Consider the following 17076-nt stretch of genomic DNA (forward strand, 5'->3'; position numbering starts at 1 on the left):
ACCATAGTTTATATCGATTGATCTCGATCTTCCTCCAAAAATTTCTCATAAACGCCAGTCCCAAATCCTGGCTTGCCTTCCTTCGACTCAAGGCTTTTCGACAGCAGAGCGCAGACGTGCCGGAGACAAATTATTGGAATTCTTGAGGTGTCATTTTCATCTCGCCAAATGTGTGTTCCACCATAGATTGGTCGAACGTCCTCCTTGTCGGCATAGCAATATTCGATAGACCCTCTGTTAACTCCAAGTGTCGGAAGTGTCCACACGACCGCCACGTCAATTTCCCTCGGGTTCTTCTTCTTACTCTCGAAATCGTCAATTAACGCAGAAAAGGCATATTTAAATTCAAGAACCTTACCAAGGCCATCAACAGTATTCTCAGCATCTCTGCGCGAAAGCGGATCGCTATACGAATCAGTGCTCTCACTGTGATTAATGTCAAGTAAGCCGTCATACCGCGCCGAGCCGGACAAAGCTCTAACTCGGTAGCCTTTCAGAAACTGCTTCGCTATCATCGCCCCAAACAAATATATGACATCGTTTTCACTATCGGGGTCTACTTCCAGTGGAGACGGTGATTCTGCAAGCTTGAATAAATGCCGGACAATCGATTGCTTAGACCGATTTTCCACACTCAGGAGCCAGTTCGATAGATCAGTGGCAATGTCTGGGCGATCCTTAATCCGCATGGCCCACCGAAATTCGCCCACGACCGTCATCATGCGAACTCCAATCTTCCTAACTACTTCGGTCACAGCCTCATTGGCCGGTATCTTTCTCCCAACGTCCAGTTCCAGCCTAGAAAAACCCATAACGCAATGAGCTTGGCGTCCAAGCCCTTGATTGGACGTCAAGTCGAAATCCAAGAAGCGCCCCTGAGGAACTCAGTCTACAGAAAGTTTGATGCCATACCTGATGGGCGCGGCTCGACATCCACTCCTGATATTTATTTCTTTAAGTATATCTGTAGAGTACGCAAAAAATATTTCAACAAAATCCAGATGCTCTTCAATGAACGCATCTTCCTCAGGCGTAAAATCAATCTTTGGATCAAGGCCCAATATCTGATCTTTTGTAAATAACTCACGTACCGCCTGGTATTTTCGATTGTGCTTCGTCTTAGAGTGGTCCGGTGTATTTTCAATATCTCTTACTGAATGCGCCACTTTCAAAACTTTGTGCGGGAAAGGGTACCCTAACTTTCTCTCTTGCGGACTCCAATCTCCCGTACGCCAAGTTGCAGAATGCACATCCCCATCCCCTTTATCCAGTACAAACTCAACCTCTACGTCTATTCCATTGAGAACCTGGGTTCGCCCCAGTGATGTACGGCAGCAGAGAAAAAATGCCCAATGCTCAATTTCAAGATTCGCGTCATCTTCCTTCCGAACCACGTATGTTAAACTGGAAGGCTTCCACGCCGGATCGAAATAGTAAACAACTGCTGTCCCGTGCCTGTCTGAATTGCGGTCAATAACTGCCTGAGGGGCATCAAAATCTCCTGTTACGATCGGCAAAGGGGACGTGTCATTTAGTACCCACTGAAGTGATCCGATAATACCTGCTGCGCTTACCGTGCCCGTTGGATCAACTGTACGAAAGCTTATGCGGTTGGAAGCCGCGAAGAAAAACGACGCCCCCACTCCTTTGTAACCGACGGTCTTTCCCATTTTCTTCAAAGACGAGAAGCCGGGCGCCGTGAATTTCGCCGCAGTCTCAGGACTCATCCCAATACCATTGTCTTGGACTGCGAAATAATGAGATTCGTTGTTTCTTCTACCCAAAAATATTGTTATCTTTGGCGATTCATCCTTGTAAATTCCAATTTCGCTAGCGGTTCTAATCGCGTCTAAAGCATTTTGAATTATTTCGGTAAAAACATCAGCCTCATCCGCGTATGAAGTCAGCAGATTTCTAAGATCTCTTTTCTTAACAAGCCTATTCTCGTCTGGGCTCATCTGAGAGTTTAGCCCAAAAACATCAAGATTCACTAGTCGACCCCCCATCTGCGATGTATCTGGCAATTTAGTGCATTGACAATAGCGATTGCATCACGCAATCGCAATGTCGATTGGCCGCTCGCCTCATCACTCCAAGTTTATTATTTTGAGATCTGATCCGCTTCCCACTACTGCCCGGATAGGGCCCGATACTCGCGCAAAGAACGACCTATCGAACCCAGGCACATCCAGTCGACGTCAGAGCAAGAAATGATATCGACGGGCTGCGCATGGCCACTTCAAGGGAGAGCCATAGCAAAGACCGCGCAGTGGTCTAGCTTAGTAGCGTTCATCGCCGTCCTCGATCGGCATCAGTTCGACGGGGCACGAGACTCAAGCCACCGCCACACACTCAATCTCGATGTCAAACTCCATCGGCCACGACGCCACCGGCACAAAACTCCGCGCCGGCGGGTTGGTCGAAAAGTACCTGGCATAGACGCGGTTGATGGCGTTGTAGAAGCCGGAATTGACGGCGTAGATGCGCACCATCACCACATTGTCCAGCGAGGTGCCGGCCGCTTCCAGGCAATGTTTCAGCGCCTTCAGCGACGCCTCGGTCTGCGCCTCGATATCGCCGCGCACCATCTCGCCGGTCACCATGTCCACCGGCGGCGTCGCCGAGATGAACACGAAGCCGTTGGCCCTCACCGCAGTCGAACACGGCAGGCCGAGCGCCCGCACCTTCGCCGACATGACCGGCACTTCGATGATTTCTTTCTTCATGGTGGTTCTCCCTGAGTATGCAGCAGGCTGCCGCGTTAGCGCTAATGAAGAGCCCCCTAACCTTCCCAAGGGCAGGGCTATCGCATGTGGATTCTTGCGAAGAAGGACCCCCACCCTAACCCTCCCCACAAGGGGGAGGGAACGCTGCCGCGTGCCTTTAAATTCTTCTTCGGCGCCGAAAGACAGACGATTTGCCTAGGTCAGCGCCAACGGAAGTCTCCCTCCCCCTTGTGGGGAGGGGTTAGGGGTGGGGGTCCTCTTCGCAAAAAAACTGTAGGTGACAACCCAGGTGCTTCAGGGAGCTTATCCCTGCACTGGCGGAACGCCAGTGCAGGCGCTCGCTCTAATCAGAGAAAACCGATGAACCGTCCGGCGAAAAACACGGAAATCCACAGCAGAATCGAGAGCACGGCCAGGACGGTCCCACCTGCCGGCTCGTCGCTATCTGTTGCGCGGGAGAAGCGCATGAAGGCGAGGAAGTTGACGCCGGCAACAAGGATGAGTGTCATCTTGGCGAGGAAAATCGGCATTGCCGCATAGGTGCTCGCCTTGACCGAAAACAGCAGCGAGCCTGTGACAAGCGCACCCACGAATGCCGCCAAAGCGGTGCGGCGCAGCAGCGCGACGAACGCCGCTTGCGGCAGCGAGCGGAAAGCGCCGCAGATCCTGAGGTCCATGAGAACGACGCTGGTCAGCAGCGCGCCGATCGACATGATGTGGAGCGCATTGACCACGGGGTAGGCGACGAAGGACGCCTTCAGCCACCGCGCCAAAGCGAGTTGCTCGATGCCGGCGAGAAGCTCCGTCATCTAGGCCGGCGGCACGCGGTCGGGATAGACATCATAGGTCTTCCCGTTGACGATGAGGCGCACCGCCTTCATGCGCTTTTCGGTCGCCTCGAGCGAGCGGTTGCCGATCGCGGTCACCTCGTCGCCGACCTTGGCCACCTCCTCCGTGAAGCCGGCGGCGATCGTGCGGGACGGCGGCGCCATCTCCACCCGCCAGGCCTCGCCCTCGGCGTCGACATCCAGCGTGGCGTGCGGATTGCCGATATAGATGGCCGTGATCTTGCCCCTGAGTTCGAAAAACCCGTCCTGCGTCCACGACCAGCCATGATGGGCATAGGCCGCGGTGCCGGCTGCAAGGATCACGGCCGCCGTCAGCAAGACGCCGCGAATTCCGTTGAACTGCATCGCTCGTCTCCTCGGTTCATCCAGAGGCATTCGAGAGTAGGACACAGCACGGCGACGTCAAATCACATCGGGCGAAGACCACTGCCGCCAGGCGCCCGCTCAATCACCGGCGACCTTGCCTTGCTAATGACATCCATGCGCGCCACTCTCGCCTCTCCTGCCGTTCTTCCCCCAGGCTGAAGACCGGACTCACATCTAAACGAGGCAAACCATGAGCAGCATGAGAGACCGTCAGGAAGGCTTCGAAAAGAAGTTCGCGATGGACGAGGAAACGAAGTTTAGGGCCATGGCGCGCCGCAACAAGCTGCTCGGCCTGTGGGCCGCCGAAAAGCTCGGCAAATCCGGTGCGGATGCCGACGGCTATGCGAAGGAGGTCGTGCACGCGGACTTCGAAGAGGCCGGCGACAACGATGTGTTCCGCAAGGTCCGCGCTGATTTCGACGCGGCAGGCATCGCCCAGTCGGATGCCCAGATACGCACCGCCATGGAAGACCTGCTGGTGACCGCGGTCGAGCAGATCAAGTCGACCTGAGCAGCGCTCAGCCTTGATCGGTATAGGGCGTGCCGTCCTTGAGGCACAGGGCCACATTGTGGTGTTGGTTTGCCAAGCGGGCTGGCTTCCATGGTAGCGCTCTACGGCGCCCCCTCTGTCCTGCCGGACATCTCCCCCTCAAGGGGGATTGGCAGCTTTGGCGCCGGCCTTCATCTTGCAACGTTGAAAATTGGCGAAAACAGTGACGACGGCCAATCTCCCCACCTGTGGGGGTTGAGGAGTGGTCCGCGAAGCGGATGGAAAGCCAATTGCTTGGCTTTCCAAATAACGAACGTCCGGCAGGACAGAGGGGGGCGCCGTAGAGCGCCGACCTGAACCGCCCTCACCCCTGATGCGCGGCCGCCAGTTCCTTCACGTGCTTTTCGTGCATCTGCAGCGTCGGCAGCGTCTTCTTGGCGAATTCCTTCATCGCCGGGTCGTCGCCTGACTTTGCATAGCCGCTGAACAGCGCGACGGCTTCCTTGTGGGCGTTGGTCTGCATTTCGATGTATTTCGCCTGGAACTGATCGCCGCTGGCGCTCTTCAACTCATCGAGCATCTTCTGCTCCTTGGGCTGCAGGGCCGGACCGGACGGCGCTGTGGCCGAGGTTGTCTGGCCCTGGGCAAGCGCCGCCTTGAATTCCTCGCCGGCCTTGGTGTGATCGGAGATCATCTGTTTGGCGAACGCCTTGACGTCGGCGTCGGTCGCCTTCTGCTCGGCGAGCTTGCTGGACTCGATCTCGAACTCATTGGCGCTCGGCACCGTCTTGATGAAGGTCGAAGTGTCGACCTTCGTCGTCGTGGCGAGCGGCGTGGTCGTGGCGGTCGTGTTCGACTGGGCAAAGGCCGGCGCGCCGGCAAGCAATGCTGCTGCGGTCAGAATGGTAAGCGTTTTCATGGCATGTCTCCGGTTGAAATTGTCCCTCGGACAATCCAACGTCGCTTGGGCACTCCGGTTGCAGCTCATGAGGAAGAAGCCTGCGCACGTCGCCTCAATCGCCCCACCGATCCGTGCCTGACTCGAACGCTCGCCGATGCCCTCGTTCGAGCCAGCCATGGGACTCATGTTCCGAAAACTAAAACGCGGCGGCTGACCAGAGCTGCCTTTCAGTGGCAACACGCCCCGCCATATTGCAACTGCTCGTTCCAGTTCGGGCGGCCTTCAGGCGTGAAATCCATCAGGTTCCACAGCGTTTCGCAGGTACCAAGGCCGCGTGGGTCCTGGCCCGGCTCCGTCGGTGCGAAATCCAGTTCCGAGCTCCAGAAATGGCGTATGCCGTCGCCGTCGCGGTGGAACACCGACAGCAGCGGGATCTGTGAGCCGTCGGCCGCCTCCGCATTGTAGTCGCGCTTGAAGCTGTTGGAAGCCGAAGACACCAGCCGCATGTTGCGCCAGCCCCGGTCGCGGCCGAGCGTGACCAGGTTTTCGAGCGCGGTCTTGCCCACCACCGCGAAATTGAAGCCGGCGGCCTGGAGATGCCCGACGGCGCCGTCGAACTGATCGAGCAATGCCGTGCAGGAAGGGCATGGCTGGTCCTGCCGGGCGAGCCTGGCCGTGCCGCCGCTGGTCGCCACATCGCGCTTCTCCTGCGGGTGGCGCGGGAACATCATGTTGTAAAGGATCAAGCTGTCCTTGCCCGGCGCGAACAGCTCCGAAAGCTTAATCTTGGCCGGCCTTCGATCGGTATCCAGCCCGTCGAACTCATAGTCCTGACGGATCAGCCCGCCCGGCGGCAGCGCGCGCCGGGCCTCGGCGACCTCTTCCATGACGCGGCGCAGCTCGATTTCCTTGCGCAGCAGTTTTTCGCGCGCGGTGCGGTATTTCGCGGATTCGTTAGGAAAGGTGATCATGATCGGCTCCTTCAAGTCGCGGCGCCGGCGTCCCGGCGCGGTTGCTCTGCGACCCAAGGACGTTTGGCGGCGATCGGTCCCGACATTCATTGCGCCTGGCGAGATGTCGTAATACCTGTTCGGGCAGCGTGATCCGGGGGACAAGATGCACGACGACGAGATCGATCTGCGCTGCCCGCAAGTGGTGGCCGACAATGCCGCCAAGGGCCTCAGGCTACGCGGCGAATTCGGCCGCGGCGGCACCGAGATCGGCGTGGCCCGCGCCACCGAGCTGAAGAACCGGGAAAAGCTCGCGCCCTCCACCATTCGCCGCATGGTCAGCTATTTCGCCCGCCACGAGATCGACAAGCGCGGCAGGAACTACGGCAATGAGCAAAACCCTTCGGCCGGCTACATTGCCTGGCTGCTGTGGGGCGGCGACGAAGGCCGCGCCTGGGCGCTGGAGCTCAAGAAGAAGATCGGCAACGCACCGGACATCTGAGCGTTTCGCCCCCTCACCCCTTGACCCCGCCGGCGGTGAGGCCGGAAACGATCTCGCGCTGGAAGATCAGCACCAGCACCACCAGCGGCACCGTGACGATCACCGAGGCCGCCATGATGTTGCCCCAAGGGATCTCGAACTGCGAGTTGCCGGAGAGCAGCGCGATCGCTACCGGCACGGTCCGCTGTGCGTTGTTGGAGGTGAAGGTCAGGGCAAACAGGAACTCGTTCCACGCGCCGATGAAAGCCAGCAGGCCGGTGGTCGCCAGCGCCGGCCACATCAGCGGCAGGAAGACCCGCGTGATGATGATCCACGGCGTCGCGCCGTCTAGGATCGCCGCCTCCTCGACCTCGACCGGCAGGTCGCGGACGAAGGTGGTGAGCACCCAGACGGTGAACGGCAAGGTGAAGATCATGTAGGAGAAGATCAGCGCGAACAGCGAATTGTAGAGGCCGAACAGGCGGACCAGTTCGAACAGCCCGGCCAGCAGCGCCACCTGCGGGAACATCGACACCGACAGGATGATGAACAGCAGGGCCGAGCGACCGCGAAAGCGAATGCGCGCCAGCGCATAGGCTGATGTGACGCCGAGCAACAGCGACAACGCGACGACTGCGCCGGAGACGAAGAGCGAGTTCGCGAGGTTGCGCACGAAGCTGCCCTCGGTCAGCACATTCCGGTAATTGGCAAGACGGATCGTCGTCGGCCACAGATCGGCTCGGAACAGGTCGGTCCCCGATTTCAGGCTGGTGACGATGGCGTAGTAGAACGGGAACACGGCGACGAAGACGATGACCGCGACCAGCAGGTAAAAGGCCGTGCGCTTCAGGATCCACATGTCAGCGGCCTCCGTCCAGGCTTATCCGGCCGATCCGGATGGTGACGATGGTGAGCAAAGCGAGGATCAGGAAGAGCAAGGTCGAGGCGGCGGAGCCATAGGCGAACTTGTCGAACTCGAACAGGTTCTCGCGGGCGAACACCGACATCGACTTGGTGTGCACATTGTTGGGCGTCAGCACATAGATCAGGTCGAAGATGCGCAGTGCATCGAGCGCGCGGAAGATCACGGCCACCATCAGCGCGGGGCGGATGAGCGGCAAGGTCACCCGCCAGAAGATCTGCCAGGGGTTGGCGCCGTCGAGCCTGGCGACCTCGATGATCTCCCTCGGCAGCATCTGCAGCGCGGCCAGGATGAGCAGCGTCATGAATGGTGTCGCCTTCCAGATATCGACGATGAGGACCGCCGCCATCGCCGTGTCGGCGTTGGCCGTCCAGGCGATCTTGGCGCTGATCAGGCCGAGGTTGAGCAACACGACATTGATGATGCCGAACTGGTCGTTGAGCATCCATTGCCACATCTTCGCCGAGACGATCGTCGGGATCGCCCAGGGGATCAGGATCGCTGCCCTGACGATGCCGCGGCCGGCGAATTCCGCGTTGAGAACCAGGGCAACGATGGTGCCGAGGATGGTCTCGCAGGTCACCGAAATCACTGTGAAACGAACCGTGTTCCAGACGGCACGCCACCAGACCGGATCGACGAGCAACCCGTCATAGAGGGTCCTGCCGCTCGGCATGCTGAACACCGAGAAATAATTGGCGAAGCCGACCCATTGGCGCGCATCGAGATCGGCCAGCGAGGCATCGGTGAAGCTGAAATAGACCGTGCGGGCAAGCGGCCAGCCGGCCGCCGCGGCGAGCACCAGCAGCATTGGCGCCAGGAAAAGCCACGCCGAGCGAACGCGCTGCGCCGTCAACTGCGAGTGCGCGGCCCTGGCTGTTTCCGGTTCCGTCCCTGTCATCTCGCTCCGCTCGTTGCGGTCCCGCCGGGTGGCTGTCCCAGTATCGTCACCAGCCTCGGCCCTTCAACTTGGTCAGCATCGCTTCGAGATCGGCCAGATCGTCGGCGGCAGTGCCGTCGCCCGAGAGCGTGTTGTGCACGGCGTTCCAGAACTGGCTCGACGCCTCGTTGTATTTGATCCTGGTCGCGGCCGAGGGGCGCGGCACCGCATCGAGAAAGATCTGCTTCCAGCGCGGAACGATCGGCTGTTGCCTGGCGATGTCGGCATCGTCATACAGCGCCTGGATGGTCGGCAGGTTGGACGTCTTCAGCGTGCGGTATTTCTGCATCGCGGGCGAGGCGATGAACTTGATCAGCTCGATCGCGGCATCCGGATGCTTCGAATATTTGGAGACGGCGAGATTCCAGCCGCCCAGGGCCCCGACCGGTCGGGCGCCCTCGCCCGTGCCGGCCGGCAGCGGCGCCACGTCGAATTTGCCCTTGATCGGCGAGCCCTCGCCGTTGCCGAGCGCGTAGGCATAGGGCCAGTTGCGCATGAACACCGCATTGCCTGTCTGCCAGACACCGCGCGATTCCTCTTCCTGGTAGGCGAGCACGCCGGGTGGCGCGATGGTCCCGACCCAGCCCTTGACCATGTCGAGCACCGCCGCCGCTTGGCTGTTGTTGACGGAGATGGTGCCGTCCGGCTCGATGATCTGGCCGCCGCCATTCGACATCACCCATTCGAGCGCGTCGCAGGTCAGCCCCTCATAGGCATTGCCCTGAAAGACGAAGCCCCAGATATCCCGATTGCCAGCCGCACGCTCCTTGTCCATGACCAGCTTGGCGGTGTCGGCCAGTTCCTTCCAGGTGGCCGGCACCTTGGCGCCATATTTGTCGAGGAGATCCTTGCGGTAGTAGAGCGCCGGCGCATCGGTAAAGATCGGCAAGGCGACGAGCTTGCCGTCGACGGTCTGCGACTGGATGATCGACGGGAAATGCTCAGCCACGATATCCTTGGTCGCTGCGGTCAAATCCACGAGCTGGCTGGCGAGTTGCGGCGCCCAGATCACATCCGTCTGGTAGACGTCGATGTCGCTGTTTCCGGCGGCAAGCCAAAGCCGGTACTGGCCGAACTGGTCGGTCCCGGACGCCGGCATGACGACGATGCCGACCTTGTTGCCGCTGTCTTTCTCGTAACGGTCGAGGATCTCGCGCAGCACCTTGATGCCATCGCCGGTATCGCCCGACACGATCGACAGATCGACGGCCCATGCTGGCGTGCCAGCGAGCATGGCAGCGACGCCGACCGCAAGGAATGCGTGAGAAAACGTCATGGTGGTGGATGTCCCTCCGCAGCCGGTGACGGAAAATCCTCCCACGCGCCGGCAGCTTGTCAGGCCCTCACCTCCCATTAAATGCGAAGCGGCGCTTTTGGGTTCCCAAATCATGCCGTTCCTGCGTGGGCGACATGCATCAGGGTGTGTTGAGATTCAGGTCAGGCAACTATGGGTGCTTCGGCCGGCGAAGGCCGGAAGCGCAGGGAACCGTCGCTTGCAGGCCGGCATCACCTGAATATCCGCACACCCTAGCCTTCCCAGGCGACAGGCATCATCCCCAGCCGCTCATAGAGCCGGACCGCGGCGGGATTCTCGACCGTGTTGGTCTTGAGGTCGACATGATCGGCGCCGCGTTCGCGAAAAACGGCGAAGGCGTGCCACATCAGCGCTTCGGCAACACCCCTGCCGCGCGCCTCGGGATGAACGGCGAGGTCCTTGACGAAGCCGCGGGTCCAGCACAACGCCGCCGCCGCCAGCCGGCCCTTGGCGTCGATGACGAGGAAGCACAGCGCCGGGTCGAATTCGGGATCGTCCGCGATACGCGGCCACCACTCGTCGAACGGACCATCGGCGTCGTCATCGAACACTTCAGTCAAAAGCGCATGCAGGGCGGGCGCGTCACCGGGCTCGAAGCTGCGCATGACAAAACCCTCCGGCCAGTGCGGCGGAACCAGCGTCTCGTCGAGGATTTTGCACAGCCGGATGTCATTCAGAGCCGGCGGGCGCGGTTCAGGCATTGCGCTCAGGCGTCGGGCTGCAGGCGGCGGCGCTGGCGGTCGCGGCCAAGGCCGGTCGCCTCGAGCAGGCCCTTGCGCTTGGCGTCGTAATAATAGCCGGTTTGATAGAGCCAGTCGGCCTTCTTGGCGTTGCCGCCGGCCACCAGCCAGGCGCCGCGCAGATATTTCACCGCGTATTTCAGATTGGTATCGGCGTCGAACAGGCCCTTGGCCGGCCCGTCATAGCCCATGCCGCGCGCCGTCGCGTGTTTGATCTGCATCAGTCCCCAATGGCCGTTGTTGTAGGCTTTTGGGTTGAAGGTGCTCTCGCGGTTGACGACATGGCGCACCAGATCCACCGGCACCTGATAGATCGCCGCATATTTCTCGATCAGCCGCTCGACATCGCCACGCACGCCCGTCGCGTGTTCTTCTTGCACGGGCCCTGCCGGGAACTGGACCAGGGCCGCCGGGTTCTGCGGCACGACATAGGCGACCTGCTGGACGCCCGGCATGCGATCGCCCTTGGCGGTTGCCGGTATGACGAGCCCCGCGGTCGTATAGGTCTCGGCCGCCTTGACCGGCTCGCTCGCCTTTGCCGGCGGCGGCGCCTGCCAGGCATTGGCGGTCATCACCGCGGGCACGGCTGGTGCCGCCGGTGTCGATCCGGCAAAAGCGGCGGTCGCGGCAGCCGGCTGTGCGGCGGGATCGAGCGGCAGTTCGGCCGTCTGAGCGGGGGCGATTCCCGATGATTCCGGCAGCACCGAAACCGTCTCCGGCAGAGGCACGGTGAAGCCGGCGTCAGTGCCGGCGACGGTCGCTGTTTCGGTGAGAGCAGGCGCGGACTTCATCTGCGAGGTCGACGTGCAGCCGCTGATGCCGGCGGCGGCCAGGATCACGCCGATCGCGATAAGGTTGAGTTTTGCTGGCAAGCCGCGCTCGGGTCCGGTTTGTCGGGTTGTTAAGAAATCCCTTACACCAGCGATTCAGGCCGGGCAATCGGGGCGATCAGGTGGTTTTCGGGTGGCGAGACGCAGGCGGTGGTGCCATATTGTTCCGGATATGTACTGGGACGAATCCCGGATTTCGCCACTTTGCGGGAAGGAGCGCATCATGGTCACGACAGCTTCGATCACGGCCGGCCACGCAGTGTTAGAAACAGTGATCGGTTTCATGGGCATTGCCTGGAGCGAAAAGGGCCTGATCCGGCTCTGCCTGCCCGAACGCAGCCGCGAAGCGGTGGAGCGGCGCCTGCTGCGCCATGGCGGCGTTTCCACCTCCACGGCGCAGCCGCCATGGGTGGTCGAGCTGATCGCAGCGATCAAGGCCTATGCGGCGGGCGAGGACATCGATTTCTCCGCCGTGCCGGTCGATCTCGACGGCGTCGACGATTTCCGCCTCGCCATTTACGACGCGGCGCGAAAACTCTCCTTCGGCGAAACCACCACCTATGGTGAGCTGGCCAAAACCGCCGGCCATGCCGGGCTCGCCCGCGAAACCGGGGCCGCCCTTGGCGCCAATCCGGTGCCGCTGGTCATCCCTTGCCATCGCATCCTTGCCGCCGGCGGCAAGATCGGCGGCTTCTCGGCGCCCGGCGGATCGATCACCAAGGAGAAGATGCTGGCCATGGAAGGCGTGCGCGTCGGCCCGCTGCCACCGGCGCAGGTGTCGTTCGGGTTTTGAACGGCGGCCGGTGCTGGCAGTAAGCCGGGATCAGTACATCGATCGCCTGTTGACCGGGTTGGCGGGCACCGGCTTCCAACGCGGAAAATATCCACGATGACCGTCTCTGGCGTGTCAGCCGTTTTCGGCTGAACGACCTGGGGCATGACAAGATCGCCTTGGGCGATCACCCGCTTGAAGTCGACCGCCTGTTTCGGCCAATGGGCAACTCCCATCTTTTCCAGAAGCTGCCTGACCGAGTCGCGACCGTCCGTCATCGTCGGGTTTAAGTTGCAGCATGGATGTCTCCCTGGTTGCGTCGGTGTCAGGTCAGTGCGCGCGCGACGAGGACCGTATCGACATACTGCCGCATGCGGATGCTCTTGCCGTCCCGCAGTTCGTAGAGATGAGCGAAGGGGGCCGTCATGGATTTTCCCGTCGCCTTGTATGTACCGGAATACACGCCGAAGGCCGCCACCCGGTCGCCATCGGCAATGAAACTGTGCACGGCGGCGTGGTATCCGGTCCACTCCGAGCCGAGCCGCTTGAAAACACCCTGCATCAGGGCCTCGACGCCGATATAGGTGCCGGCATAGGGAAACCCTTCCGCCTCGGTCCATTCGATGTCGGCGGAAAGAACGGCCAGCAGATTGCGGCCGTTCTCCTCGGAAGTTCCCTCGTAGGTTCTACGGATCAAATCGAGGTTCGTCGCCATCTCAGCCCCACTTCATCTCGCCCTTGGCGACCTTGGATCCGACATCGAGGGCGACGCCCATACCGAGGCCGGGGAAGCGGGCCTCCATGGCCGCCTTCAACGCGGCGCTGTCTGCCGCCTTGCCCAGTTCTTCCTCGAAGGTGATGAGATAGGACTTGGTGAACTCCACCGCCGAAGGACCGATCGCGGCATCGGGGGCCATGTGGCCAGGCACCACGACAGCGGGCTTGCGGGCGGCAATCGCGTCCAGCGTCTTGATCCAAGCGGCGCGGCTCTCCCTGGTCTGCGTGTCGGCGGTCCAGACATGAACGCCCGAGAAGATCATCACTCCGCCGAAAACGGCATTGAGCGACGGCACGAACAGATAGCGGCGGTTGGCCAATCCTTCTTCCGCATTGACGATCTCGACAGTCTCGCCATCGACGGTCAGCGTTGCGCCGTCGAATGCCTCGGGGAAGACGATGTCGGACAGCGCCTGCGGGCCATTTTCCTTCAATTGCGGACCCCAGACGGCGAGCTTCTTCTCCACATTGCCCTTGATGGCTTCCAGCGTGGCGGAGGCGGCGATCACTTTCGCCTCCGGGAAGGCGTCCCGCACCGGCTTCAGGCCGAAGTAGTAATCGGGATCGGACTGAGTGACGTAGATGGTGGTCAGCTTCTTGCCGCTGGCCTTGATGGCATCGGCGAGCGCTTTGCCGTCCGGATAGGTGAAGCCGCCATCGATCAACAGGGCTTCGCTCGGCCCCGACAGCAGCACCGGCGCACGGAAGAAGCCGTTTGGACCCGCCGGGAAGTGTTTCCAGCCAAGCTTGGCGCCGGCGGCTCGGCCGCTGTCGATGGGAGCGAAAGCGGCGGTTGCGCCGAGGGCCAATGAGGTCTTCATGATCTGTCTCCTCGTGAACATGGAATATCTCCGTTGAATGAAAGGGATCGGATGCGGCTGCGCACCCGCCGGCCGCAGGACGGACGGTGGAACGGCACGGTAGGCTCTTTGGATTAATCAATAAATTGGCTATAATAATACAAACTGTATGTTGAAAGCTTACAATGAGCCTTCGTGGTGGAATCGATAAACCTCAATCGCCCTCGCCTATTTTGCCACGGTGGTCGACGCGGGTTCCTTCACCCGCGCGGCCGAGCGGCTCGGCATCACGAAAACAGTTGTCAGCCAACAGGTCGCGCGCCTTGAGGCTGAGCTGCGAACCACGCTTCTCGTGCGCACGACGCGAAGGGTCGAGCCGACGGAAGCAGGCCGTCTTCTGCATGCACGCTGCGTTCTGATCCTGCGGGATGTCGAAGAAGCGATCGCCGAGGTTGGCGAGGCCAACGCCGAGGTGGCCGGTGTGCTGCGTGTTTCCGCGTCCAATGATTATGGCGCGATCGTGCTGGCCCCGATCGCCGCCCGCTTTCGCAAGAAATTTCCTGCCTGCGGCGTCGAACTGCTCATTTCCGATGCCATAATTGACTTGATCGACAACAAGATAGACCTGTCCATCCGGGTCGGCTGGCTGGAGGACTCCAGCCAGCAGGCGCGCCGCATCGGCACCTTCCGGCAAATCCTGGTCGCGTCGCGGGATTTCGCCGCCGGGATCAGAGTAGACAAGCCAGAAGACCTTTCTTCCTTACCGCTCGTTGCCAATGCCGTGCTTCGCAAGCCGTTCACCTGGAACTTTACCCGAGGCGGTTTCGAGCCGCGCACCATCACCCTGCGCGAGGCATTCTCCATCAACTCGACGCCGGCTGTGCTGGAAGCGACGCTCGCCGGGGGCGGACTGGCAGTTCTGCCGGACTATCTGGTCGTCGACCACCTATCGCAAGGCCGCCTCGTCCACGTGCTCCCCGACTGGGTGCTGCCCTCCGGCGGCATTCACGTGGTCTATCCGGCAGCGCGCTTTCGCCCGCAAAAGGTGACGCAATTTGTGTCCATGCTCACAGAACACATCCGGGATTGAGAGCAATGGCTGCCGGTCGATAAGCGCTAGTTGTTGTGGAAGAACCGCCGGCGGAAATGCCGGTCATTGTCCGGCCGCTTACAGTTGTAGACCGGGCAGGACTTTGTGTCGGCGCTCGGCACGTAGGCCCGTGTCCTCACCTCGCCCATGCTGCAGAATCGCTGGCTCTGTACATAGCGGTCGTAGAGCGGCAGCCCAGGCACCCGCTTCGACTGGTAGCGCAGGATGACGGCCCCTTGCCGGGCGATCGTCCCCTGAACCTTGCCGCAGCTCATACGCGTCGGGTCGTAGCGCGAGATCGCCTGCGCCTGAGCGGCGACAAGCGTGAGGCAGGCGGCAAGCAGAATGATTTTCATGGTCGTCTCCCCTGATCCGCCGCTCGAGAACAGCGTGATCTGCCGCAACGTTTTCAGCAGATTGGGGCAGCCGTTGGGCAGCGCTCGATCACGGCTTTCTCACGCAGTCTTGTATTTTATGCGAAACCAGCCTATATGCCTTCCATTGATATTTCGGCCGATCGATCCGGGCCTCGCGATCTTCGCGTTTGCTGACGTCTATCTCCAAAATCTCGATGCACACCGGCTGGACTTCGGTCCGGTCAATCTAAAGCAAATGTTGAAGGACTATCTAAAATGGCAACAGGAACGGTCAAGTGGTTCAACGCCACCAAGGGCTTCGGCTTCATTCAGCCTGACGCGGGCGGCGCGGACGTTTTCGTCCATATCTCCGCTGTCGAGCGTGCTGGACTGTCGACCCTGGTCGAAGGCCAGAAGATCAACTTCGAGATCGAGCAGGACCGCCGCACTGGCAAGTCGTCCGCTGGATCTCTGAGCAAGGCAGCCTGATTTTGCGATAGCGCGCGCCGGGCGAGAGCTCGGGGCGCGCGGCAAGTCACGGATGTACTGACAGTCGCGCGAGAAGCGCGCTGGAGCGGAAAGACCCGACAAGCTGGATCAGCAGATAGCTGCCAGCCCGGACCGGACGCTCCCGATCAGGCTACCAAGCATGGAAGGCGGGATTTATCCCGCCTTTTTTGCTGTCTGGAGATCAGGCGCCTCAGCTAGGATCTATAGTACCACTTGTGGTACTTTTGGCCCAATAGTGGTACTATTCAGCCATGACCAAGCTTGAGCAAATCGAAAAATCCGTCGCCGAACTAAGCGCCGAAGAACTGAAGGCGTTTGCCGCCTGGTTCGAGGCGCTTCGGGCGGACATGTGGGATCGGCAGATCGAGGCCGATGCGAAGGCCGGCCGATTGGACAAGCTTGCCGAACAGGCACTGGCGGATCATCGCGCTGGCCGGACGCGTCCTCTGTGAATCACGTCGCCTCCCCATCGTTCTGGGAGGCTCGGCGTCCATGCCGATTACGACCGTCTCCTGAAATAGCCAATCATCTCGCTCAGGGAGCCATTCACGCCTCGGCCGAAGGCCGCAAGCCCGACCGGGCGTCGCGCCTGTTGGCGCGCCCCGTCCGGAGCAGCCGCGAAGCGGCGACGGCGTGAGGACAAAACTAAGGCAGCCACTCGATCGGCACATGCCCCGGATCGGCCTCTACCCGGCCAAGCCAGGCCGCCACGGCCGGATAGGCGTCGAACTGGAAGCCGCCCTGCTCTGCCGTATGCGTATAGGCATACAGCGCGATGTCGGCGACGCTGAGCGTGCTGCCGGAAAAGAAAGCATTGTTTTCCAGATGCCTGTTCATCACGCCGAGCGCCTTGTTGCCGCGCTCCAGCGTCACCGCCAGCCGCTCCGGCGTCGCATCCCCGGCACGTTCGGGGAAGGTCAGCAGCGCCTTGCGCACGGCGATGTAGGGCTCGTGGCTGTATTGTTCGAAGAACAGCCATTGATAGGCGAGCCCACGCTCATACCTGTCCGCCGGCAGGAAGCGGGTGCCTTCGGCGAGATAGAGCAGGATGGCGTTGGATTCGGCCAGCCGCCGGCCATCGTCGAACTCGAGCAGCGGCACCATGGCGTTCGGGTTCTTGGCGACAAAATCGGCTTTGCGTGTGTCGCCTGTGTGCGAACTCACTCCGACATTGGTAAAGGCAAGGCCAAGCTTGGCCATCAGCAGGCGCGGCTTGTAGCAATTGCCGCTGTCGATCATGCCGTAGAGTATCATGGCTGTTC

General features: G+C 60.8%; 21 protein-coding genes and 1 pseudogene. 6 read left to right on the forward strand and 16 right to left on the reverse strand.

Annotated features, from left to right (window positions below; all coding sequences use genetic code 11):
• Positions 1–8 precede the first annotated feature (8 nt).
• From X735_RS159405 to X735_RS159385, 5 genes are all read right to left on the reverse strand, one after another.
• Complete coding sequence (locus X735_RS159405) at positions 9–866, reverse strand: hypothetical protein (protein ID WP_155930557.1); 858 nt, start codon at positions 864–866, stop codon at positions 9–11.
• A gap of 18 nt (positions 867–884) precedes the next feature.
• Positions 885–1958, reverse strand: a complete 1074-nt coding sequence (locus X735_RS1000000167200; RefSeq protein WP_210164042.1) for an ATP-binding protein — start codon at positions 1956–1958, stop codon at positions 885–887.
• Between the two features lie 375 nt (positions 1959–2333).
• Entirely contained in the window at positions 2334–2726 is a 393-nt protein-coding gene (locus X735_RS159395; protein ID WP_023809708.1) for a RidA family protein, read from the reverse strand.
• A gap of 347 nt (positions 2727–3073) precedes the next feature.
• Positions 3074–3535, reverse strand: coding sequence for a DUF6644 family protein (locus X735_RS159390; RefSeq protein ID WP_023809709.1), 462 nt, complete (start codon positions 3533–3535; stop codon positions 3074–3076).
• The gene (locus X735_RS159385; protein ID WP_023809710.1) at positions 3536–3919 is read right to left on the reverse strand and encodes a DUF6152 family protein; all 384 of its coding nucleotides are present in this window, start codon (positions 3917–3919) and stop codon (positions 3536–3538) included.
• 211 nt (positions 3920–4130) lie between these two features.
• On the opposite strand from X735_RS159385, the gene X735_RS159380 reads away from it, so the two are divergent.
• Positions 4131–4451: a DUF1476 domain-containing protein gene (locus X735_RS159380; RefSeq protein WP_023809711.1), complete on the forward strand. Its 321-nt coding sequence runs from the start codon at positions 4131–4133 to the stop codon at positions 4449–4451.
• A gap of 343 nt (positions 4452–4794) precedes the next feature.
• On the opposite strand, the gene X735_RS159375 is transcribed toward X735_RS159380, so the two are convergent.
• Together X735_RS159375 and X735_RS159370 are read right to left on the reverse strand one after the other, a co-directional pair.
• Entirely contained in the window at positions 4795–5349 is a 555-nt protein-coding gene (locus X735_RS159375) for a DUF4142 domain-containing protein (protein ID WP_023809712.1), read from the reverse strand.
• Between the two features lie 209 nt (positions 5350–5558).
• Positions 5559–6302, reverse strand: coding sequence for a DUF899 family protein (locus tag X735_RS159370; RefSeq protein WP_023809713.1), 744 nt, complete (start codon positions 6300–6302; stop codon positions 5559–5561).
• 145 nt (positions 6303–6447) lie between these two features.
• Between X735_RS159370 and X735_RS159365 the strand changes: the two genes are divergently transcribed.
• On the forward strand, positions 6448–6783 hold the full coding sequence (locus X735_RS159365; protein ID WP_023809714.1) for a hypothetical protein: 336 nt from the start codon (positions 6448–6450) through the stop codon (positions 6781–6783).
• A gap of 13 nt (positions 6784–6796) precedes the next feature.
• Here the strand turns inward: X735_RS159365 and X735_RS159360 are convergent, their stop codons facing one another.
• The 5 genes from X735_RS159360 to X735_RS159340 form a co-directional block, all read right to left on the reverse strand.
• Positions 6797–7621 (reverse strand): carbohydrate ABC transporter permease, encoded by an 825-nt coding sequence (locus tag X735_RS159360; protein ID WP_023809715.1) that lies wholly within the window; start codon positions 7619–7621, stop codon positions 6797–6799.
• Position 7622: 1 nt separating this feature from the next.
• Positions 7623–8585 carry a sugar ABC transporter permease gene (locus X735_RS159355; protein ID WP_023809716.1) on the reverse strand — a complete coding sequence of 321 codons (963 nt, stop codon included), beginning with the start codon at positions 8583–8585 and terminating at the stop codon, positions 7623–7625.
• A 46-nt stretch (positions 8586–8631) separates the two neighbouring features.
• Complete coding sequence (locus tag X735_RS159350; protein WP_023809717.1) at positions 8632–9900, reverse strand: ABC transporter substrate-binding protein; 1269 nt, start codon at positions 9898–9900, stop codon at positions 8632–8634.
• Positions 9901–10151: 251 nt separating this feature from the next.
• A complete protein-coding gene (locus X735_RS159345; RefSeq protein ID WP_023809718.1) occupies positions 10152–10640 on the reverse strand; it encodes a GNAT family N-acetyltransferase in 489 nt (162 codons plus the stop codon).
• A gap of 5 nt (positions 10641–10645) precedes the next feature.
• A complete protein-coding gene (locus X735_RS159340; RefSeq protein ID WP_023809719.1) occupies positions 10646–11551 on the reverse strand; it encodes a lytic transglycosylase domain-containing protein in 906 nt (301 codons plus the stop codon).
• A 181-nt stretch (positions 11552–11732) separates the two neighbouring features.
• On the opposite strand from X735_RS159340, the gene X735_RS159335 reads away from it, so the two are divergent.
• The gene (locus X735_RS159335) at positions 11733–12302 is read left to right on the forward strand and encodes a methylated-DNA--[protein]-cysteine S-methyltransferase (RefSeq protein WP_023809720.1); all 570 of its coding nucleotides are present in this window, start codon (positions 11733–11735) and stop codon (positions 12300–12302) included.
• A 304-nt stretch (positions 12303–12606) separates the two neighbouring features.
• On the opposite strand, the gene X735_RS159330 is transcribed toward X735_RS159335, so the two are convergent.
• Together X735_RS159330 and X735_RS159325 are read right to left on the reverse strand one after the other, a co-directional pair.
• Complete coding sequence (locus tag X735_RS159330) at positions 12607–12996, reverse strand: nuclear transport factor 2 family protein (protein ID WP_023809721.1); 390 nt, start codon at positions 12994–12996, stop codon at positions 12607–12609.
• Between the two features lies 1 nt (position 12997).
• Positions 12998–13900, reverse strand: coding sequence for an MBL fold metallo-hydrolase (locus tag X735_RS159325; protein ID WP_023809722.1), 903 nt, complete (start codon positions 13898–13900; stop codon positions 12998–13000).
• A gap of 156 nt (positions 13901–14056) precedes the next feature.
• Between X735_RS159325 and X735_RS01000000165620 the strand changes: the two are divergent.
• Positions 14057–14948: pseudogene (locus tag X735_RS01000000165620) on the forward strand (LysR family transcriptional regulator).
• Between the two features lie 26 nt (positions 14949–14974).
• Here X735_RS01000000165620 and X735_RS159320 read toward each other — a convergent pair.
• A complete protein-coding gene (locus X735_RS159320) occupies positions 14975–15304 on the reverse strand; it encodes a hypothetical protein (RefSeq protein ID WP_023809723.1) in 330 nt (109 codons plus the stop codon).
• A gap of 276 nt (positions 15305–15580) precedes the next feature.
• Between X735_RS159320 and X735_RS159315 the strand changes: the two genes are divergently transcribed.
• Entirely contained in the window at positions 15581–15793 is a 213-nt protein-coding gene (locus tag X735_RS159315) for a cold-shock protein (protein WP_010910991.1), read from the forward strand.
• Between the two features lie 272 nt (positions 15794–16065).
• Positions 16066–16266: a hypothetical protein gene (locus X735_RS159310; RefSeq protein WP_023809724.1), complete on the forward strand. Its 201-nt coding sequence runs from the start codon at positions 16066–16068 to the stop codon at positions 16264–16266.
• Between the two features lie 193 nt (positions 16267–16459).
• On the opposite strand, the gene X735_RS159305 is transcribed toward X735_RS159310, so the two are convergent.
• A complete protein-coding gene (locus tag X735_RS159305) occupies positions 16460–17068 on the reverse strand; it encodes a glutathione S-transferase family protein (RefSeq protein WP_023809725.1) in 609 nt (202 codons plus the stop codon).
• Between the last annotated feature and the right edge of the window lie 8 nt (positions 17069–17076).

Origin of the sequence: Mesorhizobium sp. L2C084A000, from assembly GCF_000502875.1 — a bacterium.
GTDB lineage: Bacteria > Pseudomonadota > Alphaproteobacteria > Rhizobiales > Rhizobiaceae > Mesorhizobium.